This is a genomic window from Helicobacter pullorum NCTC 12824, assembly GCF_017979475.1.
GTDB lineage: Bacteria > Campylobacterota > Campylobacteria > Campylobacterales > Helicobacteraceae > Helicobacter_D > Helicobacter_D pullorum.
Window position 1 is genome coordinate 109,967 of the sequence record NZ_JAERIT010000005.1, and the last position, 21,623, is coordinate 131,589.

Annotated in this window: 18 protein-coding genes and 2 pseudogenes; 11 read left to right on the top strand and 9 right to left on the bottom strand. The window is 35.4% G+C overall.

The window, feature by feature from the left end; genetic code table 11:
• The first annotated feature begins 117 nt into the window (after positions 1-117).
• The 3 genes from hsrA to JJQ98_RS05285 are packed head-to-tail and all read left to right on the top strand — an operon-like array spanning position 118 to position 2,823.
• On the top strand, positions 118-789 hold the full coding sequence (hsrA, locus tag JJQ98_RS05275) for a homeostatic response regulator transcription factor HsrA (protein ID WP_005021080.1): 672 nt from the start codon (positions 118-120) through the stop codon (positions 787-789).
• Complete coding sequence (locus JJQ98_RS05280) at positions 768-2,069, top strand: sensor histidine kinase (RefSeq protein ID WP_230845548.1); 1,302 nt, start codon at positions 768-770, stop codon at positions 2,067-2,069. The genes hsrA and JJQ98_RS05280 overlap by 22 nt, the downstream gene beginning before the upstream one ends.
• Before the next feature lie 28 nt (positions 2,070-2,097).
• On the top strand, positions 2,098-2,823 hold the full coding sequence (locus JJQ98_RS05285) for a hypothetical protein (protein ID WP_151104598.1): 726 nt from the start codon (positions 2,098-2,100) through the stop codon (positions 2,821-2,823).
• Here JJQ98_RS05285 and murI read toward each other — a convergent pair.
• The 4 genes from murI to JJQ98_RS05305 all read right to left on the bottom strand — a co-directional run bounded on the left by murI (position 2,820) and on the right by JJQ98_RS05305 (position 6,592).
• The gene (gene murI, locus JJQ98_RS05290) at positions 2,820-3,581 is read right to left on the bottom strand and encodes a glutamate racemase (protein WP_054197753.1); all 762 of its coding nucleotides are present in this window, start codon (positions 3,579-3,581) and stop codon (positions 2,820-2,822) included. The genes JJQ98_RS05285 and murI overlap by 4 nt on opposite strands.
• 1 nt (position 3,582) lies before the next feature.
• Positions 3,583-4,896: a transcription termination factor Rho gene (gene rho, locus JJQ98_RS05295; protein WP_005021088.1), complete on the bottom strand. Its 1,314-nt coding sequence runs from the start codon at positions 4,894-4,896 to the stop codon at positions 3,583-3,585.
• Between the two features lie 169 nt (positions 4,897-5,065).
• Complete coding sequence (locus JJQ98_RS05300) at positions 5,066-5,671, bottom strand: LysE family translocator (RefSeq protein ID WP_054197754.1); 606 nt, start codon at positions 5,669-5,671, stop codon at positions 5,066-5,068.
• A 9-nt stretch (positions 5,672-5,680) separates the two neighbouring features.
• Complete coding sequence (locus JJQ98_RS05305; RefSeq protein ID WP_005021091.1) at positions 5,681-6,592, bottom strand: aspartate carbamoyltransferase catalytic subunit; 912 nt, start codon at positions 6,590-6,592, stop codon at positions 5,681-5,683.
• A 133-nt stretch (positions 6,593-6,725) separates the two neighbouring features.
• Between JJQ98_RS05305 and JJQ98_RS05310 the strand changes: the two genes are divergently transcribed.
• From JJQ98_RS05310 to cmoA, 5 genes are read left to right on the top strand one after another with little or no spacing between them, the layout of a single operon-like run.
• On the top strand, positions 6,726-8,057 hold the full coding sequence (locus JJQ98_RS05310) for a UDP-glucose dehydrogenase family protein (RefSeq protein WP_151104597.1): 1,332 nt from the start codon (positions 6,726-6,728) through the stop codon (positions 8,055-8,057).
• Positions 8,051-8,554 carry a hypothetical protein gene (locus JJQ98_RS05315; protein WP_151104596.1) on the top strand — a complete coding sequence of 168 codons (504 nt, stop codon included), beginning with the start codon at positions 8,051-8,053 and terminating at the stop codon, positions 8,552-8,554. The genes JJQ98_RS05310 and JJQ98_RS05315 overlap by 7 nt, the downstream gene beginning before the upstream one ends.
• Complete coding sequence (gene tlyA / locus JJQ98_RS05320) at positions 8,554-9,273, top strand: 23S rRNA (cytidine-2'-O)-methyltransferase TlyA (protein WP_151104595.1); 720 nt, start codon at positions 8,554-8,556, stop codon at positions 9,271-9,273. The genes JJQ98_RS05315 and tlyA overlap by 1 nt, the downstream gene beginning before the upstream one ends.
• Positions 9,239-10,129 carry a bifunctional riboflavin kinase/FAD synthetase gene (locus JJQ98_RS05325; protein ID WP_151104594.1) on the top strand — a complete coding sequence of 297 codons (891 nt, stop codon included), beginning with the start codon at positions 9,239-9,241 and terminating at the stop codon, positions 10,127-10,129. Before tlyA ends, JJQ98_RS05325 begins: the two co-directional genes overlap by 35 nt.
• Positions 10,122-10,826, top strand: a complete 705-nt coding sequence (gene cmoA, locus JJQ98_RS05330; RefSeq protein ID WP_065827591.1) for a carboxy-S-adenosyl-L-methionine synthase CmoA — start codon at positions 10,122-10,124, stop codon at positions 10,824-10,826. Before JJQ98_RS05325 ends, cmoA begins: the two co-directional genes overlap by 8 nt.
• A 243-nt stretch (positions 10,827-11,069) precedes the next feature.
• On the opposite strand, the gene JJQ98_RS05335 is transcribed toward cmoA, so the two are convergent.
• The 5 genes and pseudogenes from JJQ98_RS05335 to JJQ98_RS05355 form a co-directional block, all read right to left on the bottom strand.
• Positions 11,070-11,435, bottom strand: a complete 366-nt coding sequence (locus JJQ98_RS05335) for a GNAT family N-acetyltransferase (protein WP_151104593.1) — start codon at positions 11,433-11,435, stop codon at positions 11,070-11,072.
• Positions 11,436-11,685: 250 nt separating this feature from the next.
• Positions 11,686-12,585 (bottom strand): annotated as a pseudogene (guaA, locus tag JJQ98_RS05340) (glutamine-hydrolyzing GMP synthase); the annotation flags it as partial.
• Positions 12,586-12,788: 203 nt separating this feature from the next.
• Positions 12,789-14,324 carry a GNAT family N-acetyltransferase gene (locus tag JJQ98_RS08955; protein WP_170252198.1) on the bottom strand — a complete coding sequence of 512 codons (1,536 nt, stop codon included), beginning with the start codon at positions 14,322-14,324 and terminating at the stop codon, positions 12,789-12,791.
• 41 nt (positions 14,325-14,365) lie between these two features.
• Positions 14,366-15,004 (bottom strand): annotated as a pseudogene (guaA, locus tag JJQ98_RS05350) (glutamine-hydrolyzing GMP synthase); the annotation flags it as partial.
• 244 nt (positions 15,005-15,248) lie between these two features.
• Positions 15,249-16,676 (bottom strand): ArsB/NhaD family transporter, encoded by a 1,428-nt coding sequence (locus tag JJQ98_RS05355; RefSeq protein ID WP_151104592.1) that lies wholly within the window; start codon positions 16,674-16,676, stop codon positions 15,249-15,251.
• Positions 16,677-17,021: 345 nt separating this feature from the next.
• Here JJQ98_RS05355 and dapE point away from each other — a divergent pair, with 345 nt between their 5' ends.
• The 3 genes from dapE (at position 17,022) to JJQ98_RS05370 (ending at position 21,505) form a co-directional block, all read left to right on the top strand.
• Positions 17,022-18,161 (top strand): succinyl-diaminopimelate desuccinylase, encoded by a 1,140-nt coding sequence (gene dapE / locus JJQ98_RS05360; protein WP_151104591.1) that lies wholly within the window; start codon positions 17,022-17,024, stop codon positions 18,159-18,161.
• 102 nt (positions 18,162-18,263) lie between these two features.
• A complete protein-coding gene (gene alaS, locus JJQ98_RS05365; protein WP_151104590.1) occupies positions 18,264-20,822 on the top strand; it encodes an alanine--tRNA ligase in 2,559 nt (852 codons plus the stop codon).
• Between the two features lie 11 nt (positions 20,823-20,833).
• Positions 20,834-21,505 carry a putative metalloprotease CJM1_0395 family protein gene (locus tag JJQ98_RS05370; RefSeq protein WP_151104589.1) on the top strand — a complete coding sequence of 224 codons (672 nt, stop codon included), beginning with the start codon at positions 20,834-20,836 and terminating at the stop codon, positions 21,503-21,505.
• The last annotated feature ends 118 nt before the right edge of the window (positions 21,506-21,623 follow it).

Genomic DNA, 21,623 nt, shown 5'->3' on the forward strand with positions numbered 1-21,623 from the left:
CGAAAAATTAAAAATTTCTTAGCATTTTTTTAATTTTTCATAAAAGTTTTTTTAAAAATAGCTAAAAATATGCTATAATTTCAAGAAATTTTAATTTTACATAGTAAGGATAGTTTAATGCGTATTTTGATTATCGAAGATGAAATTAGCCTTAATAAAACAATCACAGAAGGGCTTAATGAATTTAACTATCAAACAGATGTCGCAGAAAATTTAAAAGATGGGGAATATTTTATCAGTATTCGTAACTATGATTTGGTGTTGGTTGATTGGATGTTGCCAGATGGGAGCGGTTTGGAAATCATTAGTCAAGTCAAGAGCAAATCCCCACGCACTGCAGTTGTTGTTATTTCTGCAAGAGATGATGCAGAAAGTGAAGTGGAAGCGTTGAGAACGGGTGCTGATGATTTTTTGGCAAAGCCTTTTGACTTCAATGTATTGGTGGCAAGAATTGAGGCTAGATTGAGATTTGGAGGGACTAATCTTATTGAAATTGAAGATTTAATTATCAATCCTGATGAAGAGAAAATCACCTATAAAGGGCAAGAAATCGAACTTAAAGGGAAGCCATTTGAGGTTTTAACTCATCTTGCAAGACATAGAGATCAAATTGTTTCTAAAGAGCAATTATTAGATGCGATTTGGGAAGAACCAGAGCTTGTAACACCAAATGTAATTGAAGTTGCTATCAATCAGATTCGCCAAAAAATGGATAAACCTTTAGACATCGCAACAATTGAGACAGTCAGACGCAGAGGTTATAGATTTTGCTATCCAAAAGGAGTATAAGAGGTGATTATGTAAGACAAATCACCATTTCCTTTGTCGCTCTTTTGGTCATTTTTTCGGTTGCACTCTATAGCTATTTGTATTTTACCGCTTATGGCAACATTAAACAAGAGTTGCAAAAATATAGCCAGCATATTCTTACAAACAATATTACTTATACAACAAATCAATCTTTTTATATTCAAAATACTAATATCCTTTCAAATGATACAATCAAAATTGTTGTTTTAGATGAAAAAATTATACAAGAATATTACAAAAAGCAAACCATAAAAGATGATGTATATTTTTCACTTTTTGTCCCATACAAGGGAAATAAGACATTAAATATTACTAAAAATATTACCAAAGAGATGTGGTTTTTAGAGAATCTTTTTGAGGGGATAGTCTTGGTGAATTTCTTTGCACTTATTTTGATACAGCTTTTTGCATTGGCATTTTCTAATATACTCTATAAGCCTATCCATAATCTTTCACAAACTTTAGAGAAAGTCAAAGAGTATGATTTAGAAACATTAAATAACAATGCGTTGCCATTGGAGTTTCAACCTTTGGTGTATTCTATCAATAATCTTTTGCAAAGAATTAAAAATTATCTTTCTAGTCAAAAACAGCTTTTTATCGGCATTGCTCATGAATTAAAAACGCCATTGGCAGTTATGAAAACAAAATGTGAAGTGACTTTGATTAAAGAAAGACAAAAAGAAGTTTATACCGATGCACTCAAAGAAAATATCTCTAGCATTAATGAGATGAATGCAATTATAAAAATGCTTTTGGATCTTGGAAGGCAAGAGAGTGCGCAATTTGAAAAATCAAGCATGGTTGATATTAATAAAATACTTAAAAAAATAGCCGATAATTTTATGATTCTTAGCAAAAAAGAAAATAAAAGTTTTTTTGTCGAGATCGGGGAAGAGGAAGTTTTATTGACAATAAAGCCCACACTGCTAACCCAAATCGTGCAAAATTTTTTACAAAATGCTTTTAAATTCACTCCCAAAGGCAAAAGTATCTTGCTAAAAAGTAGCGTAGAAGATGGAAAGCTAAATATTATAGTGATGGATGAAGGATGTGGGATAGATTCGGAGCTCAATGATATTTATGCGCCTTTTAGACGAGCTGGCAATAAAAGCGGAGCTGGTCTTGGATTGTTCTTGGCAAAAAATGCTGCAAACGCATTGGGAGGCAATATTTCTTTGCAAAATCGCTCTGATAAGCAAGGAACTATTGCAAAATTTCAACTAAAAATTTCTGATAATTGGAATAAAAATTGCTAAGGTTTTTTAGAGTAATAAGGAGATTTTTATGCGATGGATTGTTTTAGTTTTGTTTGCTACGATGGCATTTGCACTCCCAAAGGTTGAATTTAAAAATTCTTGTGTCCCGTTAGAAAAATTTAATGATACACAAAAAGAAGTGTTATTGCGTTCTTATTTGGCGGGATATCAATTTGGTTTTGGCTATACATTGGCAGCCATTGCGTGGAAAGAATCTTGTGCTGGAGAATATAAAATGAATTTTCAAGATCCAAGTGCTGGAATCTTTCATGCGTATATCCCGGGCGTTATTAAACGCTATCCCAAATTAAAACAAAATGGTTTTACTCAAAATATGGTTGGAGCTATGCTGGTAGAAGATGATAAATTTGCTGCTCAAATTGCGATTTCTGAATTAAAATTTTGGGATAAGATTCATAAGGGGAATTGGCGTAATATTGTTAAATCTTACAATAAAGGTTATAGTTGGCAAAAAAATTTACAATCCAACATTCAAGCAGAAAAATATTACGCAGATATTGCCAAAAAAGTCAAACAGCTTCAAGAATATTTTGCCTCTAATGAGCTTGATGAGACTGCCTTAAAAATTCCACAAGAGAAATTACAAAATATTGAATATTATGCGAATCTAGAAACCCAAAAAGAAAAAGAACCGCTGTTGCTTCCGATTTATCAAATAGGGACAGAGTTTGCCGCCCCTTTGAAGAAAAATAAAACTATTCTCAAAGAATTTGAATTGATGGAGGATTACTAGAATTGACAATTCAGCCATAGGTTGGCTGTATTTTTTAGTTTATCTAGGCTATCACTCGCATAAAAAGTGATTTTTGTTTTGTGTTTGATAGAATGAAAAGTGTATTGTTGCTTGAGATATTCCATAATGGCATTACCCGAATGGATAAGAATGGGTTTGTTTTGGTAGTAATTAGCAATAGCCTTGGCAATAAGAGGGAAATGTGTGCAGCCTAATATAATTGCATCTGGAGATTCTTTGTAATCTTTGAAATAATATTTCATAGTAGATTCTAAAATCTCTCCCTCAAAAATCCCTTCTTCTACGATTGGCACAAAAAGGCTTGTAGCAAGTCCATTGATGTTTGTATAGCCTTGTGTGTGAAGGAGATTTTGGTATAAATTGCTGTTAATTGTAGCTTTGGTGCCAAGGATTAGAATGTTTGCGTTTTTATTGTCAAGATTATTAGTAAGCGCTAAAACTCCCGGTTCTATTACCCCCACAATAGGATAATTTGCAAATTTTTGCATAGAATCTAATGCATAAGCACTGATGGTATTGCAAGCAACCACTAATAAATCAAGGTTAAATTGCTTAAAAAACTCCAAAGCTTCTAATGAATATTGAATGATTGTTTCTTTGCTTCTTACGCCATAAGGCACTCTAGCAGTATCGCCATAGTAGATAATTTCTTCAAAGCTATCTGAATCTATCAAGCTTTTTAAAACGCTAATTCCGCCCACTCCACTATCAAAAACACCGATTTTTTTGGGAGTCATCTTATTCCTTAGCGCTATCATTCATCATATTTAAAAACTCTTCATTGTCTTTGCTTTTTTGCATTTGGGAATAAAGAAAGGTAAGGGCATCAATTTCATTATTCATTTGATGAATGGCGTTTCTTAGTACCCATACTTTTTGTAGTTTGTCATGCCCTAGTAACAATTCCTCTTTTCTTGTACCACTTTTTAAAATATCCATAGCCGGATAGATTCTACGCTCTGCAATATGTCTAGCAAGGACAATTTCACTATTTCCTGTCCCTTTGAATTCTTCAAAAATCACTTCATCCATTCTAGAACCTGTCTCAATTAATGCAGTAGCAATAATCGTTAGCGATCCACCCTGTTCGATATTTCTTGCTGCACCAAAGAATCTTTTTGGTTTGTGTAGTGCATTTGCATCTACCCCCCCACTTAATACTTTTCCACTACTTGGAGTAGCGGTATTATAGGCTCTTGCAAGACGAGTAATAGAATCTAATAAAATCACAACATCTTTACCCATTTCTACCATTCTTTTGGCTTTTTCCACAACGAGTTCTGCAACACGAGTGTGGTTGTTTGCTGGCATATCAAAAGTGGAGCTATACACTTCGCCTTTTACACTTCTTTCCATATCAGTTACTTCTTCTGGTCTTTCATCAACTAACAACACAATTAGTTCAATTTCTGGGTGATTTTTTGTGATTCCATAGGCTAATTCTTTCATTAATTCTGTTTTACCTGTCCTTGGAGGTGCTACAATTAATGCTCTTTGTCCTTTGCCAATAGGTGCAAAGAGATCTAACATGCGTCCTGTTATTTTTAAGCCATTGTATTCTAATTTAATTTGCTCTGTTGGAAAAAGAGGGGTGAGATTATCAAAAAGAGGGCGATTTTTCATTTCATCGGGAGATTGATAGTTGATTGCTTCAACCTTTAGTAGTGCATAATATCTTTCTTGATCTTTTGGAGAACGCACTTGTCCTGTTACAATATCCCCATTGCGAAGTGCAAATCTGCGAATTTGTGTGCTACTTACATACGCATCATTTTGTGAGCCAGAGAAATTTTCATCAATCGCACGCAAAAAGCCATAGCCTTCACTTGTAATTTCTAAAATGCCAGTAAAAAGAATAAAGCCACCTTGGCTAACTTGTGTTTTTAAAATTTCAAAAATCAAATCTTGCCGTAAAAATTCTTGAGGATTTTCAATCCCTAGAGATTTTGCAATATCGGCTAATTTATTGATAGATTTTGAACGTAAATCTTCAATAGTATAGCCTTCTACTGGGGTATGGGTACGCATTTTTTCTTTTTTGTTTTGAGACATTTTAAACCTTTAAAAGCAAAAACTTTGCAAATCAAAAAATAAAATCAAAAAGAATGGGGGATTTATCAATCTAGGGTTCCCTTAAAGCAGTTTTCAAAGTTTTGCAGAAATTAAAAGAGAATTTTATTCTAAAAGCTAAAAGTTGTCAAGTCAAAATAATATTAAAAACCTATATTAATGCTGTAAAAAAGCCTTTTAAGCCCAAATAAAACAACCAAGACCCAAATCCTAAGAAGATTATGCTGCAAACTTTATCGATTTTATCAAAAAGGCTGTTGTTGATAAAGCGTCTAAAAAAAGTCGCCAAAAAAATAACAAAAATAAATGCCAAAGATAGAGAGCTAAGCAAAACCAAAAAACTATTTTCTAGGTTATCTTGCATAAAAGGTGAAATGATTGTAGCAAAAAATAGTATTGCTTTGGGGTTTGAAAGATTGATAAATAAGCCTTTAAAATAGAGGAGAATATTTTTTTGCTTTTTTTGTGTGAAATTGATTTGATTTTTCTTTTTTCTAAAAAGCTCATAGCTAATATAAATAAGATAAATTCCCCCAATAAAGCTTAAAGAAGCTTGGATAATATCCCCTTGAATAAAGCTTGAAAAACCAAAATAAATAAGGCTTAAAAAAACTAACCAGCCACTAAAGATTCCAAGGAATCCTAAGAATCCTTGTTTGAAACCAAGACTTAGAGTGTTTCTTAATACAAATAAAATATCAGGACCCGGGATTAGTGCAGTAGTAAATCCCAAAAGAAAAAGCATTCCTAATTCCATAGTTGTTGCCTAAAAATAGGGAAAATTTTGATAGTTTTTGGGAATATTTTGTGTAATAAGAGTTTCTAATACTGCCATTCTTATGGCTACTCCATTGGTAACTTGTTCTAATACTTTAGAGCGAGAATCTCTTAGCATTTCATCGCTAATATCGATATTTCTATGAACAGGACCGGGGTGCAATAAAATAATATTGCGTTCTTGCAACATTTCTTTGGTGATACAATAATCGCTTGCATAATCTTTAAGGCTAGAATAAATGGGGGAATTATGCCTTTCTGTTTGAGTTCTTAGACTCATGATTGCATCGACTTCATCAAGCACCTCTTTGAGATATAGGCAATGCCTTAGCGAAGTTTTGGGGATAAAATGAGGGGGACCTACCAAAATCACTTCCATTCCAAAACGACTTAAAAGCTCCATATTGCTATTAGCCACTCGAGAGTTTTTAATATCTCCTACAATGGCAATTTTTTTCCCTTCTAAATTCCCTAAATGCTTTTTTAGTGTCAATAAATCTAAAAGGGCTTGAGTAGGGTGTGCGTGCGCTCCATCTCCACCATTGACAATAGAGCAAGAAACATAATGTGAGAGAATATTTGGCACTCCTGCGCTTTTATGTCGCACTATAATGGCACTTGGTTGCATAGCATTAAGATTTGCTGCGGTATCAAAAAGTGTTTCGCCTTTGGAAGTAGAGCTTCTTGAAACATCAAGCCTAACAACATTGCCACCAAGCCTTTTTGTGGCAACTTCAAAACTAGAAAGTGTGCGAGTGGAATTTTCAAAAAAGATTGTTATGATAGTGTGATTTTTGAGGGAATTGCGTGGTTTTCCATCAAGAAACTGCTCTGCTAATTCAAGCAGTCTTTCTATCTCTTGTTTGCTAAAATCTTGCGTCTCAATCAAGTGTCTTGGCATAGTGTTTCCTTGAGTGGCTTTAATTGAGTTTAAATTATAATTTTAATTTCCTTTAAGCTTGCTTTTGTTTTGTATAAAGTTTTATGATAGAATCTCAAATTAAATTGATATTGATTGTAGAGAGTAGTAAAATATGAATATTGCAGTTATTGGGACAGGCTATGTAGGTTTAGTGAGTGGGACTTGCTTTGCGGAAATGGGGAATGAGGTTTATTGTGTAGATGTAATTCAATCTAAGATTGATGCTCTTAAAAATGGGCAAATTCCTATTTATGAACCGGGATTAGAAGAGCTTGTGAGTAAAAATTATAAAAGTGGGAATTTGCATTTTACTACTTCTTTAGAAGAAGCATTGAAAAAAAGCGAGATTGCTTTTATCGCTGTTGGGACACCTATGGGTGAAGATGGCAGTGCAGATTTACAATATGTTTTGGCGGTTGCTAAAGAGATTGGAGCAAAAATGCAGAATCCTCTTATTGTGGTTGATAAATCCACCGTTCCAGTGGGTACTGCCCAAAAAGTAAAAGAGGTAATTTTGCAAGAATTGCAAAAAAGAAATAAAGAGATTCAATTTAGCGTAGCAAGTAATCCAGAATTTCTAAAAGAGGGCGATGCAGTTAATGATTTTTTGAAGCCAGATAGAGTGGTTATTGGTGCAGAAGATGAATGGAGCAAAGATAAACTAAAAGAGCTTTATTCCCCTTTTAGTCGTAATCATGATAGGCTTATTATCATGGATATCAAAAGTGCAGAAATGACGAAATATGCTGCAAATGCAATGCTTGCAACTAAAATTAGTTTTATGAATGAAATTGCAAATATTTGTGAAGCAGTGGGAGCAAATGTCAATGATGTGAGAGTAGGAATAGGGAGTGATAAACGCATTGGATATAGTTTTATTTATCCGGGTTGTGGTTATGGTGGAAGTTGTTTTCCAAAAGATGTGAAGGCATTGAGCAAGATTGCTTATGATGCAGGGGTGAATCCAAAAATTATTAATGCTGTAGAACAAGTGAATTTGGAGCAAAAAAAGATTCTAGGTAAGAAAATTGTCCAGCATTTTGGGGAGGATTTAAGCGATAAAAGCTTTGGTATTTGGGGACTTAGTTTCAAGCCAGAGACTGATGATATGAGAGAGGCAACCTCTCTTGTTTTGGTTAATGAATTAATAGCGCGTGGTGCAATTATCAAAGTTTATGACCCAAAAGCAATGGAAGAAGCAAAAAGGTTTTATTTCAAAGAAACGCCAAATATTATTTATTGTAAAAGCAAATATGAAGCTTTAGAAGATTGTGATGCTTTGGTATTGGTAACAGAGTGGAAAGAATTTAGAAGCCCAGATTTTTTGGAAATTAAAGAAAGATTGAAAAATCCAGTGATTTTTGATGGTAGAAATCAATACAATGCAAAAAAATTGCAAGAGATAGGCTTTGTTTATTATGAAATTGGAGTTGGAAAATGTTAAAACAAATCTTGCTTTTTTTGGCTGTTTTTATGATTTTTGGTTGCCAAAAAATGTCCAGTGGTCTTGCGCCATTAAAAACTGATGAATCTTATTTGCAAGCCACAAGAAAAACCGAATTGATTGTGCAGGGAAATACACAAATTGTCGTTATTGCAACCCATCTTAATGAATTTGATTGGATTAAATTCCCTAGAGAAGAGGGGGAGATTTTCTTTCTTGATGTGTATCAAACCCGTAAAAATAGCAAAGGGTTTTTGAAAAATGGCTATGAGATAAGATTGGCAAATGGCACAAAACCAAGCAAAATAACTCGACTTAAAAAAGAAGATTTAGAAGGAATGATTGCTCAAAATGCAACACAATGGGGAGAATATTATTGGGTAGAATTTCCTAAGCAAGATAAACGCACACAAGATAGAATGATTTTGGTATTATCGCATAAAGATTTTGGTGAAAATACCCTAGAATTTGGTTTTAAGAAAATTAAAAAATATTAATGCGTTTAGATTTGTTTTGTGTGGTACAAGGATTGTTTGATTCTAGAAATAAAGCTCAAGAATCTATTCAAAAAGGCTTTGTTTATGTAGATGAAAAACAGATTCTCAAACCCGCTTATGAAGTATCTTTGGATTGCACTATTGCTTTAAAAGAGAGGCAAATATTTGTAAGTCGTGCAGGAGAGAAGCTTTGGAATTTTTTGGAAAAAAATCCCATTGATATACAAAATGCAAAAGCGTTAGATATTGGCTCTAGCACGGGTGGCTTCACGCAAGTGTTATTGCAAAAGGGGGCTAGGGATATTTATTGTGTTGATGTTGGCACAAACCAACTCCACAAGAGCTTAAGAGAGAATCCTAAAATTCATCTTTTTGAAAAAACAGATATTAGAGATTTTATCTCTAAAGTATCTAAAATAGAATTTGATATAATTGTCTGTGATGTATCTTTTATTAAGATTGAGCAGATTTTTTATGCCTTTAATCCATTGATTAAAAAGTGGTTAATTTTGCTTTTTAAGCCACAATATGAAGTGGGTAGAGAAGCCAAACGCAATAAAAAAGGTGTGGTGCTTGATGAAAAAAAGATTCAAGCATCACTCCAAGAGCTATTAGAGTTTTTAGAAAATCAGGGCTTAAAAGTTCTAATACAAGAAGAATCTTCAATCAGAGGAAAAGAAGGGAATGCAGAGTTTTTTATCGCTTGTCAAAGAAGCTAAAAAGGCTAATAGTTTTACTAGTATTGCTTTGGGAAAATTTGATGGAATGCATATTGCGCATCAAGAAATTTTTAAGGCTTTGGATTCTAATGGAATGGTTTTGTGTATTGAATCTAATAGAGGAGAATTGCTGCCTAAGCCTTATCGGGATTTTTATTGTGAGTTTCCTATTTATCATTTGGCACTAGATATTATCAAAGAGAAAAGTGGTGAAGATTTTGTGCGGTTTATTTGTGGGATTTTGCCTAATCTTAAGCGGATTGTTGTGGGGTATGATTTTCGCTTTGGCAAAGATAGGAATTGCTATACTTTTGATTTGCAGAAATATTTTCAAGGCGAGGTTGTTGTTATTGAAGAAGTGTTTTGTAAAAAACTCTCTGTGCATAGTGGCTTAATTAAAGAATTGCTTATCAATGGGAATCTCAAAGAAGCTAATAAGCTGTTGGGAAGAAATTTTGAGATTCATGGCAATATTATTAAAGGGCAGGGGATAGGCAAAAGCAAATTGTATGCAACTATTAATATTGAAAATGATGGTTTTATTTTGCCTCAAGAAGGCGTATATGCAGGATATATTCAACTAGGCAAACAAAGCCACATAACACCAAAATACCCTGCGGTGATTTTTGTTGGAAATCGTCTAAGTACCGATAAGGCTTTTGCGATTGAGGGGCATTTATTGGGAGTGGAAATAGAAGTCAAAGATAAAGAAGCTGGATTTTATTTTTATAGAAAAATTAGGGAAAATTATTATTTTGATAATCTTGAATCTCTCAAAATGCAAATCAAGCAGGATATTCAAAAAGCTTATAAAATACTCAAAATAGAAATTCCAAAAGAGGTGGAGAATGGATAAGATTTTTATGGAATCGCCCCAAAAGCAATTTGAATTTGATGAAAAAGTGGCTGGCGTTTTTGATGATATGGTAAATCGTTCTATTCCGCATTATAAAGAAGTGTTGGGGCTTATTGCAGATTTTGCTTTGAAATTTACCAAAGAAGATTCTAATATCTTAGATTTAGGGACTTCCACAGGCTCTATGTTGATAGAAATCGCCTCAAAAGCGAGTTTTAAGGTCAATCTTTTTGGGATTGATAATTCTAGCTTTATGTTAAAATCTGCTAAAAACAAACTAGAAGCCTATGGAATGGAGGCTAAGCTCATTTGTGGAGATATTTTAGAAGAATCTTTTATGCAGTGTGATTGCATTATTGCTAATTATACTTTGCAGTTTATCCGTCCATTACAAAGGGAAAAATTGGCAAAAAAGATCTTTGATTCGCTTAATCCAGAGGGTGTATTTATTTTTTCTGAAAAGGTGATTTGCGAAAACAAAAAACTTGATTTTGAAATGATTGATTATTATTTGCAAAGCAAAAAAAAGCAAGGTTATAGCGAGTTTGAAATCACCAAAAAAAGAGAAGCATTAGAAAATGTACTCATTCCTTATAGCGAACAAGAAAATAAAAAAATGCTAAAAGATTGTGGTTTTTCACATATTGAAACGCTTTTTAGGTGGGTCAATTTCGCAACCTTTATCGCAATGAAATAACTTTATTAATATACTTTTTTGGGGATATTGCTATAAAATTTATTTTTGCAAATACAATATTAAGAAGAATCCATCATGCTAAATTATAAATTTGTTATCACAGGGGAAATGGCTTGAGAAATTGAGTGATTTTAGAGGCTTGTTATCCTTGTGTTATGAGCGTTTGATGGATTTGAGAAGTTTTTGTAGTGGGCTAGGGTGCATGGAGATTATTATATTTTGCAAGGTTGCAAAATCAAAATTTTATATTTGACTTTGCTTATTCCATTCCTTTTTTAATATTGCAAATTGCATTGTGTTTTCATATAAAGGTGTGCCATCAGGATTGTTAATAAATGAAATAAACTCTCTAAATAAGCCTTCTTGTCGCATACCTAATTTTTCACAAAGACGCTGTGAGCTTATATTGTAATCTTCAACATAGACATAAATGCGTCTTGCATTCATATGATTAAAAAGATAATCCAAATATGCCTTAGCAGATTCATAGGCATAACCTTTTCCGCAGTAATTTGGCAAAAAATTCCAGCAAACACTAAAGGTATCTTTTTCCCAAAGCCCAAATAAATTGCCGATAAATTCGTTGGTATGTTTTAGACATACAGCCAATTCTCAAACCATCATTCTTATCTTTTTTGACGAAGATTTCATTGCGCGCTTCCTCAAGATTTTCTATTTTATCTTGTTTGAAACAGTGCACTTTTGGGTTATTGAGAAGTTTGAAATATGCTTCAAGATTAGTTTGCACAATTACCCAATGATTAATCTTTTTACCTAAAATTCAATTTTTCCCATTTTGATTCTGCTTTCAATTAATATAGCTTCAATCATATAAATACAAAATTATTTTTGGTATGGCTCACTCCCATTCTATCGTGCCCGGTGGTTTTGAGGTGATGTCATAGACTACGCGATTTATGCCCTCAACCTCGTTTATGATTCTATTTGAGACAGATTCTAAAAACTCGTGTGGCAGATGAGAAAAGCTTGCTGTCATGCCATCTAGTGCCTCCACTGCTCGTACGCAAATCGTATTATCATAAGTGCGGTTATCGCCCATTACTCCGACACTCCTCACATTAAGTAGCACACAAAATGCCTGCCATACGCTATCATATAGCCCCCACTTGTGTAATTCCTCGATAAATATAGAATCTGCCTCGCGTAACAAATCCAAATCCTCTTTTGTAACCTCGCCCATTATACGTATAGCTAGTCCGGGTCCGGGGAATGGGTGTCGCATAAGCATAGATTCTGGCATTCCTAATTCTCGCCCCAATGCCCTCACTTCATCTTTGAAAAGCTCCCTTAGCGGCTCGATAAGCTCAAACTTCATCCATTCTGGTAGTCCGCCTACATTGTGATGAGATTTTATCGTCTTAGAAGGTCCTTTTACGCTCACAGATTCTATCACATCAGGGTAGAGTGTGCCTTGTGCTAGGAATTTTATCTCGCCATTTGTGTTGTGCTTTTTTGCTTCCCTTTCAAAAACCTTGATAAAGGTCTCGCCGATGATTTTGCGTTTAGTCTCTGGGTCTCTCACGCCTTTGAGTAGCCCCAAAAACTCCTCACTCGCATCTACTGTTATTAAAGGCACTTTGAGATTGTCTCTAAACATCTTCTCTACCGCCTCTCTCTCGCCCTTACGAAGTAATCCGGTATCGACAAAAATCGGGATAAGATTCTCCCCGATAGCTCGGTAAAGCAAGGTCGCCACTACACTAGAATCCACCCCACCACTCACGGCACAAAGTACCTTGCTTGGGGTCGGCTTTTGAGTGCTTGTTGTTTTAGTAGAGGGCGTTGTCTCTTTTAAATTTGATAGTATTTCTTGCATTCTTAGTCCTTAAATGAAATTTGATATTGTATCGTTTTGCTTGTTGTTTGCATAGTTTTATATGCTTTCATAACTGCTCCTTTAATAACTTGTGAATCTTTGTATCATCACTTCTTTATCTTGAGTTACCTACTTCTATCTTGTTTTGTTTGTGGGATTTTATAAGGTTTATACATTAAGCACGCATTGTTTATAGATTCTCTATTCTCAACAAACTCTGTGGCTTTGCATTCAAAGATATAATGCATTAAGTCTTTGCCCTTATAGTTTTTGATATTTTCGCCAATTATGCGTCCGCCAAGCTTTCTAGCCACACGCATAGAGGCGAAATTATCCTCCTTGATGAGGCAATACAATCGCTCTAAGCCCAAAACCTTAAAGGCATACTCTTGCACAGCCCTTGCTGCCTCTGTGCCTAGCCCTTGTCCCCAAAATCTTTTTGCCACGATATAGCCTATCTCGACAATTTCTTGTTTTACTATGCTCTTTTGATTTGTGAGATTAATGCTCACTCTATCTAGCCCTGCATTGCCAATGATTGTCCCACTAGCCTTATCAATGATAGCCCAAATCCCAAAGCCATTTTCTTTATAGCCTCTTAACTGCTTCTCTAGCCATTCTTTGCTTTCATCAATGCTAAAGCCATGCCCCCAAGCATACATTGTCTCTTTATCGCTTAGAATCGTATGCAAGGCAGGCAAATCCTCTAGCGTGTATTCTCGCAACTTCAAGCGGTTAGTCTCCAAGATATAGGGAGTCTTTGCGCTATTTTGCGTGATTCGCTCATCTTTTTTGGAAGTATTGCGTTGGGCATTTTCTCTATGAAACGCACAAGTAATCAAGTGGTCGCACACTAGCCCGATAGATTGCATATACGCATACATTCCCACACTTCCCACAAAGCTAAAGCCACGCTTTTTTAAATCCTTTGCTATTTTGTCTGAAAGAGGCGTGCGGGTGGGAATCTGAGCTAGATTCTTAAAAGCATTCACGATAGGCTCACCTCCCACATAACTCCAAATAAACCTATCAAAGCTACCAAACTCCTCTTGCACTTCCAAAAACCGCTTGGCATTGTTAATTGCAGATTCTATCTTGGCACGATTGCGGATAATCTTAATATTTGCCATAAGCTCGGCTATTTTCATAGAATCATACTTTGCCACTTTTATTGGGTCAAAATCATCAAATGCCTCTCTAAAAGCCTCCCGCTTCTTTAGTATCGTAATCCACGAAAGCCCCGCTTGCATACCCTCTAGCACAAGCTGCTCAAAAAGTCGCTTTTCATGGTGTTGCGGTACTCCCCATTCAAAATCGTGATAGTCTTGATAGAGTTTTTGTGTATCTTTATCGGCAGTGTTGTAGCCCTGATAAATCCAATCACAACGTTGCATAGGCGTTGGCTTTTGGGTAAAAGGCTTGTCTTTTAACGATAAATCGTGGATTACTTCGGTTTGGCTTTGGTCATTTATGTCTAATAAACTCCCTCGCCTCGCCTTGTTTCTGCTTACAGTGATGTGAAGCGAAGCGGAACGAAAAAACCCCGATTTCTCATCTAAAATACTTCGCCCACTAGGGTTACCATTTTCACAATCTCCGCAAATTCCTACTACCTGCGAATTTTTAGAATCTGCAGATTCTGTATTTTTAGAATCTCTCAAAATCACCCCTCTTGTGAATTTGTAGATTCTAACCCTGTGATTTTGCGAATCTTTTCTATCTCATAGGCGATGAAATTTTTCATATTCCAATCGGTATTAGCGTGGCAGATTTTCACTGCAAAATTCTTTAAGATTTCTCCGCCGCACTCGCTATGCACGACTTCTGGGTGAAACTGCAAGGCATAAATTTGGCGATTAAAATCAGCCATAACGCAATAATGCGTGTTGCCAGACTTTGCCAACTCGTTAAAGCCAGACGGTATTTGCTCGACTTTATCAGCGTGGCTCATCCACACGATAGAATCTTGCTTGACATTGGCAAATAAGGGCGTTGAATCTTTGGCTAAAATTTCTAACCTCGCTTTGCCAAATTCCTGCTCCTTTGCCCTTATTACCTTACCGCCGAAGTGATAAGCGATGTATTGCATACCATAGCAGATTCCAAGCACTGGCACTTTTAAATCAAAGATCTTAGAATCTGGCTTATAAGAATCCTTTTCATACACAGAAGCAGGACCTCCGCTTAATATTATGCCCTTAGGATTTTTTGCTTTTATTGATTCTATTTTTTCAAAATACGGCACGATTTCGGTATAAACTCCAAATTCACGCAGTCGCCTAGCGATAAGCTGTGTGTATTGACTCCCAAAGTCTAGGACTAAAATTTGGACTTGATTCATAGATTCTCACTTTTTGTATAATTTTGGCATTTAAGTTTTGTAATTATAGCTAATATTGCCTTAAGTTAAGGCTGTGGCTATAAATGCTTAATAAGAATTTATCAAGTTTAAAATATAAAGCATATGGGATTGAAAAATTATTATTAATGTATGGAAACAAAGGATTTAATGAAGCTAGAGATATTTGCAAGGATTAATTAAAAAAATAATAGAATGCGATTTTGGTTTGTATTATTTTAAATTTTTAAGTAAGAATCTTTGCACTCACCCATAATCCAAAAAGTGCAGCACACAGCACACAAAGCGTAATGATACAAGCAAAGCTTAGGTAGGCTAGTAGTGAGATTTGCACACCAGAGATTTTAAGCTTTAGTAGAAAGAGTAGGGTAGCAAGCGAGCCTATGGGTGTGAGTTTTGAGCCGATATTGCAACCAAGCAAATGGGCAAGGGCAAGGGTGGTTTGGTGCAGTGAATCTAGCTCAAAAGATTGCAAAGTGAGATTACCCAAAAGCACCATAGGAAGGTTGTTTGCTATGCTAGAACCCAGACTTGAAAACAGCCCAATGCTAAAAATCTGCACAAACAGCGGTGCGGATTCTATGCTCCCAAAAATAGCACGCATAGATTCTATAAATCCTGCATTTTTCACACCAAAAACTACTACAAACAACCCAAAGCTAAAAATTATGACCGAAATGGGTGTTTCTTTGAGTAAAGTAGAGATCTTAATAAGGCTGAAAGTTGCTCCATAGCATAGAGCTATCGCACTTGTAAAAAACAAAACAACATACAAAGGCACACCGAATTTTTGTCCGATAGCTATGCTCATTAAAAGAAAAATAATAAGGGTATAGCATAGAGCTAGTGTCGTTTTGGAGGGGGGTTTAGGATTGTGGGTAGTTGTGGATTGTGGGCTAAAGTGTAGCGTGCGTGGGAGAAATTTCCTAAAACACAGCCATGTGATACCCACAAAGGCAAGCAAACCAAAGACTTGAGGCAATGCCATCATCAATGCAAAATAAGTAAAATCCATACTAAACATTTGTGCAGTGATGATATTAGTGAGGTTAGAAATCACAAGGGCATTGGAAGCAAAATCGCTTACAAAACTCACAAGGAGCAAAAATACTATGAGTGGCGAGAGGGAGAATTTGGGCATTGAAGATAAGTGAGAGTGCAAGTGTATGGGGGAATCTAAGGGGGGTTGTGTGAGATTTTGTTTTGGAGTGTGAAGTTGGGCATTATGAGGGGCGGGGGTTTGGGTGGAAGTGAGATTGTGTGTTGTGAGATTCTTGCCAAAAAGAGCTAGCACAAGTGGGGTTAGCACCAAAATTGCCCCATCATTAGCAAAAACCACACTCACCACACTTCCCAACATCACAAGAAACACAAAAAACTTCCAAGTGCTAATGGGGTGTGTGCGGGGCGTGATGAGTGAAGCAAGGTGTGTGAAAAATCCAAGCTTTTCAAAGGAGAGGCTAAGCAGGATAAGCCCGATGAGTGCAAGCGTGCTTGGCTTAGTAATCTCCCATACAAGTAATATATTATCCAGATTTACCGCACCAAAAATATAAGTACAAGCTGCCCCAAGTGTGCTAAAAATCCAAAGTGGTAGCCCAAATGGACGCACATAAATGCAAAGCATAGTTACAATAAAGATAAAATAAGCCATTTAGATTTTTATTTCTTTTGGTATAAAATTGTTTTTTTAAGATATAAAATAATATTTTGTTTTGGAATTGTCTAAAATTATATCAAATTTTTGTGATTTTTTAGCTAGAAAGATAGATGAAAGCTCTAAAAAAGCATAATTTAAAGCCAAAAAAATAATTGATTTGGGATTAGGAGAGAGCCTTTGTGTGCATCTAAAATTAATTTTGCAAGATTAATTTTATGAATATTTATGGATTTAACCTGCATAAAGTATAGGATATTATGGCTTTTATTATGTGTAATTAATAGCAAAGGGTTAATTTTGGTATAATTGTGTGCTTTAAGCTTTATTTATGGGGAAAATATGCAATCAATAGAGATTTTGAAAAAACTGATAAGTTATCCAACTATCACGCCTAAAGAATGTGGGATTTATGATTATATCCAAGAATTGTTGCCAAATTTTAAAGTTTTGGAATTTGAAAAAGAGGGAATAAAGAATCTCTTTTTATACAAAGAATTTGGGGACAAAGATTTGGCTAAAACACATTTATGCTTTGCAGGACATATTGATGTAGTGCCGCCGGGAGAAGGGTGGGAGAGTGATCCATTTACTCCAACGCAAAAGGGAGAATATCTCTATGGGAGAGGCACTCAAGATATGAAAGGTGGAGTGGCTGCATTTCTTTGTGCGGTGATGGAGTTTGAAAAACAATCTAACTCTCAAAATGCTTTTAATGGGATTCTTTCTATCTTGCTAACAAGCGATGAGGAAGGCGAGGCAATTTATGGCACAAAATATGTTTTAGAGGAGCTAGACAAACTCAATTTGCTTCCAGAATTTGCTATTGTAGCAGAGCCTACAAGTGCGGAGAGATTTGGCGATATGATTAAAATTGGCAGACGAGGTTCTATCAATGGAAAACTTACTATTTTTGGGAAACAAGGGCATGTAGCATATCCAAGCAAATGTATTAATCCCGTGGAATTAATTGCGCCCTTGCTTTCAAAGATTGCGGGTTTTAATATGGATAATGGAAATGAAGATTTTGAGCCAAGCAAGATTGTTATAACCGATATTCGTGGAGGAATGGAAGTTGTCAATGTTACCCCTAATGATTTAAGGATTATGTTTAATATTCGCAATTCAACACAAACGAGCTTGGAGGATTTGCAGAGCTATTTAGAAAGCATTTTAAAAGAGATTCCACATTCTTTGGAGCTTAGACAAAGTTCTAAACCATTTTTGACAAACACTCAAAATTTTATTGTTCAAAAACTTGTTGAATCTTTGCAAAAAAATACAGGTTTTACCCCGATTTTAAGCACAAGTGGTGGGACAAGTGATGCAAGATATTTTGCAGAATATGGAGTAAATGTTGTAGAATGTGGAGTTTGCAATGATAGTATTCATTCTATCAATGAGAAAGTCAAAATCAGTGAAGTAGAATCACTTAGTCAAGTATTTTTGTATTTGTTGCAAAATTTTGCATTGAAAAACTAATATTTCTTTATGCGATTTATTGCAAATATTGAGAATTAAAGAAAGATTTTAATACAAAAAAAGTAGAATATTATAATTTATTTGTATGTTTTAAGGGTTTTAATGAAAAAAGATGTTCGAGCTTTATTTTTGGAATTTTTTGAGAGTAAGGGGCATAAAGTTTATGAATCTATGCCATTAGTGCCAGATGATCCTAGTTTGCTTTTTACTAATGCTGGAATGGTGCAGTTTAAGGATATTTTTACAGGCAAGATTCCTATTCCAAGCCCAAATATTGCAACAAGTGCGCAGCTTTGTATTCGTGCAGGTGGCAAGCACAATGATTTGGAAAATGTAGGATACACTTCAAGGCATCATACACTTTTTGAAATGCTTGGGAATTTTAGCTTTGGTGCATATTTCAAAAAAGATGCAATTGCTTATGCGTGGGAATTCGTTACAGAGGTTTTGGGGTTTAGCAAAGAAGTGCTTTATGTAACAGTCCATGAAAATGATGATGAAGCTTTTGAATTATGGACAAAACACATTGATCCTAGTCGCATTAAGAGAATGGGTGATAAAGATAATTTTTGGCAAATGGGGGATACCGGTCCTTGTGGTCCTTGTAGTGAAATTTTTGTAGATCAAGGGGAAGAAAATTTCAATGGTCCAGAAGATTATTTTGGGGGCGATGGAGATAGGTTTTTAGAGATTTGGAATCTTGTTTTTATGCAGTATGAAAGGGATATTTCTGGGAATCTCAAACCACTTCCTAAACCAAGCATTGATACAGGAATGGGGCTAGAGAGGGTAATGGCACTTTTAGAGGGCAAAAAAAGCAATTTTGATTCTTCGCTTTTTATGCCTTTGATTGCCAAAGTAGAACAAATTGTAGGGCAAAAATATATTTATGAAAGTGGAGCGAGTTTTAGGGTGATTGCAGACCATGCGAGGGCTGTGGCATTTTTGCTTGCACAGGGCGTGAATTTTGATAAAGAGGGCAGGGGCTATGTGCTAAGAAGAATCTTGCGTCGTGCCATTAGACACGGATATTTGCTAGGAATGCGGAAACCTTTTGTTTATGAGGTAATAGATAGTGTATGTGAAAATATGGGCAATCACTATCGTTATTTAAGAGAAAAGCAAGAAGCTATCAAAATGCAGTGTAAAGCAGAAGAAGAGAGATTCTTTGAAACCATTGAAAATGGTATGAATCTTTTTAATAAAGAATTAGAAAATCTAAAAAAAGAAAAGCCAAATCAGCTTTTTAGTGGAGAAGTGGCATTTAGGCTGTATGATACTTATGGATTCCCTCTTGATTTAACGCAAGATATGCTTAGAGAAAATGGTTTTGGCGTAGATATGGATAGTTTTGAAGTGTGTATGCAAAAACAAAAAGAGCAAGCAAAAGCAAATTGGAAAGGCAGCGGTGATAATATCAAAGAAGGGGATTTTAAAACCTTACTATCTAAGTTTGGAGAAAATGAGTTTGTGGGTTATACCACAATGCAATTTAAGAGCAAAATTTCAGCTTTGCTTGATGAAAATTTCAAGGAAGTTGCCAAACTACAAGGCGAAGGCTATGTAATGCTAGATAAAACTCCATTTTATCCGCAATCAGGAGGTCCTATTGGAGATAAAGGAGTGATTTTGGATTCTAACTCCAAAGTACTTGCAGAAGTCATAGATACAAGAAAGTATTTTGGATTAAATATTTCACAAATCAAAGCTTTAGAATCTCTTGTGGTAGGGCAAGAGGTTGTAGCACAAGTAAGCCAAGAGCGGCTAGAAATAGCTAAGCACCATAGTGCTACACATTTGTTACACAAAGCTTTGCGGGAAGTTTTGGGAGAGCATATCGCACAAGCTGGGAGTTTGGTAGAATCTAATCGTTTGCGGTTTGATTTTTCTCACCCAAAAGCTTTAAGTTATGAGGAAATAGAAAAAATTGAAATTTTGGTAAATGAAAAAATTTGTCTTTCAAATCCTCAAATTTGCGAAACAATGGATATTGATTCTGCAAAAGCAAAAGGTGCTATGGCACTTTTTGGCGAAAAATATGGGAAAAATGTCAGGGTAATTACTTTTGGGGATTCTATTGAATTGTGTGGCGGAATCCATGTCGAAAATACCGCAAATATTGGAAGTTTTTATATCATCAAAGAAAGTGGAGTAAGCAGTGGCGTAAGGAGAATTGAAGCGGTATGTGGAAAAGCAGCATACGAATATGGTAAAAAAGCATTAGTAGAAATTGCAAAAGCCAAAGAAGAATTAAAAACACAAGATTTGTTAGAGGGAATCAAAAAGCAAAAAGAGCAAATCAAATCCCTAAAATCTCAAAGCACCACAAAAGCAACAACGCAAAATTTGCAAATAGAAGATATTAATGGCGTTTGTGTGATTATTCAAAGTGTTGATGATGTGGAAATGAAAACTCTTGTAGATAACGCAAAAAATAAATATGAAAAAGTGGCGATTTTGCTGATTGATACTCAAGGCAAAATTGTTGCAGGAGTCAAAAATACAACAATAAAAGCTGGAAGTTGGGTAAAAGAAGTCGCACAAGTAATGGGTGGAAATGGAGGAGGTAGAGATGACTTTGCTACTGCTGGTGGAAAAGATATACAAAAAATAAAAGAAGCATTGCAAAGGGCAAGGGAAATTGTGCTAGAATCTATATAAAGGAGGGGAATATGCAAATTAAAAACACAAGTTTTTATCAATTCGCAAATTCTGATCTTTGGAATACAAAAACTCAATCCAATCAAAATGCCAAAGAATTGAGTAGCACTCAAGAATCCCAAGAAGATTCTACAAAGGAAACAACAGAAGAAAAACGCAATACTCAAATGGTCAATGGCAAAGAGCTTGAACCTGATGAAGTCCAATATGTAAGAGAATTAGAACGCATTGATAGAAATGTCAAAGCTCACGAAGCTGCACATATAGCAGCAGGTGGTGGAGTAGTTAGCGGTGGGGCAAGCTATGGATACACAAGAGGACCTGATGGCAAGATGTATGCTGTTTCTGGTGAAGTGCCTATTTCTATGAAAAAGGGCAAAACTCCAGAAGAAACTATCCAAAATGCAAGACAAATCGTCGCAGCTGCAATGGCTCCAGCAGATCCTAGCCCACAAGATTATAAAGTTGCTGCAAGTGCGATGCAAATGGAATCTCAAGCTAGAGTGGAGCAATCTCAAGAAAAAATACAAGAAAATGAAGAGGGCTTAAAAGAAGAAGAACAAAAAAGGCAAGAGCAAGAGCAGGAAAAACCTTTTTTTGAAGATTCTAAGAGACAATATGCCTTGCAAATTTACACCCAAAACCAAACTTCCTACCAACCCAAAATTGAGATTGCAGGCTAACTTAAGTCAGTTGTGCTTTGGAATTGCCACAGGTAGAATCATATGGTAATTAAGTAGCATTTAAGAATTTACAAAAATTTAAGCAATTACATAAACACCTCCAAATCAAAGAAAACAA

Excerpts from the sequence above, each read along its gene's own strand:
- hsrA (WP_005021080.1), top strand. The coding sequence starts at position 118 with ATGCGTATTTTGATTATCGAAGATGAAATTAGCCTTAATAAAACAATC.
- JJQ98_RS05285 (WP_151104598.1), top strand. The coding sequence starts at position 2,098 with ATGCGATGGATTGTTTTAGTTTTGTTTGCTACGATGGCATTTGCACTC.
- murI (WP_054197753.1), bottom strand. The coding sequence starts at position 3,581 with ATGACTCCCAAAAAAATCGGTGTTTTTGATAGTGGAGTGGGCGGAATT.
- rho (WP_005021088.1), bottom strand. The coding sequence starts at position 4,896 with ATGTCTCAAAACAAAAAAGAAAAAATGCGTACCCATACCCCAGTAGAA.
- JJQ98_RS05300 (WP_054197754.1), bottom strand. The coding sequence starts at position 5,671 with ATGGAATTAGGAATGCTTTTTCTTTTGGGATTTACTACTGCACTAATC.
- JJQ98_RS05305 (WP_005021091.1), bottom strand. The coding sequence starts at position 6,592 with ATGCCAAGACACTTGATTGAGACGCAAGATTTTAGCAAACAAGAGATA.
- JJQ98_RS05310 (WP_151104597.1), top strand. The coding sequence starts at position 6,726 with ATGAATATTGCAGTTATTGGGACAGGCTATGTAGGTTTAGTGAGTGGG.
- JJQ98_RS05315 (WP_151104596.1), top strand. The coding sequence starts at position 8,051 with ATGTTAAAACAAATCTTGCTTTTTTTGGCTGTTTTTATGATTTTTGGT.
- tlyA (WP_151104595.1), top strand. The coding sequence starts at position 8,554 with ATGCGTTTAGATTTGTTTTGTGTGGTACAAGGATTGTTTGATTCTAGA.
- JJQ98_RS05325 (WP_151104594.1), top strand. The coding sequence starts at position 9,239 with ATGCAGAGTTTTTTATCGCTTGTCAAAGAAGCTAAAAAGGCTAATAGT.
- cmoA (WP_065827591.1), top strand. The coding sequence starts at position 10,122 with ATGGATAAGATTTTTATGGAATCGCCCCAAAAGCAATTTGAATTTGAT.
- JJQ98_RS05355 (WP_151104592.1), bottom strand. The coding sequence starts at position 16,676 with ATGGCTTATTTTATCTTTATTGTAACTATGCTTTGCATTTATGTGCGT.
- dapE (WP_151104591.1), top strand. The coding sequence starts at position 17,022 with ATGCAATCAATAGAGATTTTGAAAAAACTGATAAGTTATCCAACTATC.
- alaS (WP_151104590.1), top strand. The coding sequence starts at position 18,264 with ATGAAAAAAGATGTTCGAGCTTTATTTTTGGAATTTTTTGAGAGTAAG.
- JJQ98_RS05370 (WP_151104589.1), top strand. The coding sequence starts at position 20,834 with ATGCAAATTAAAAACACAAGTTTTTATCAATTCGCAAATTCTGATCTT.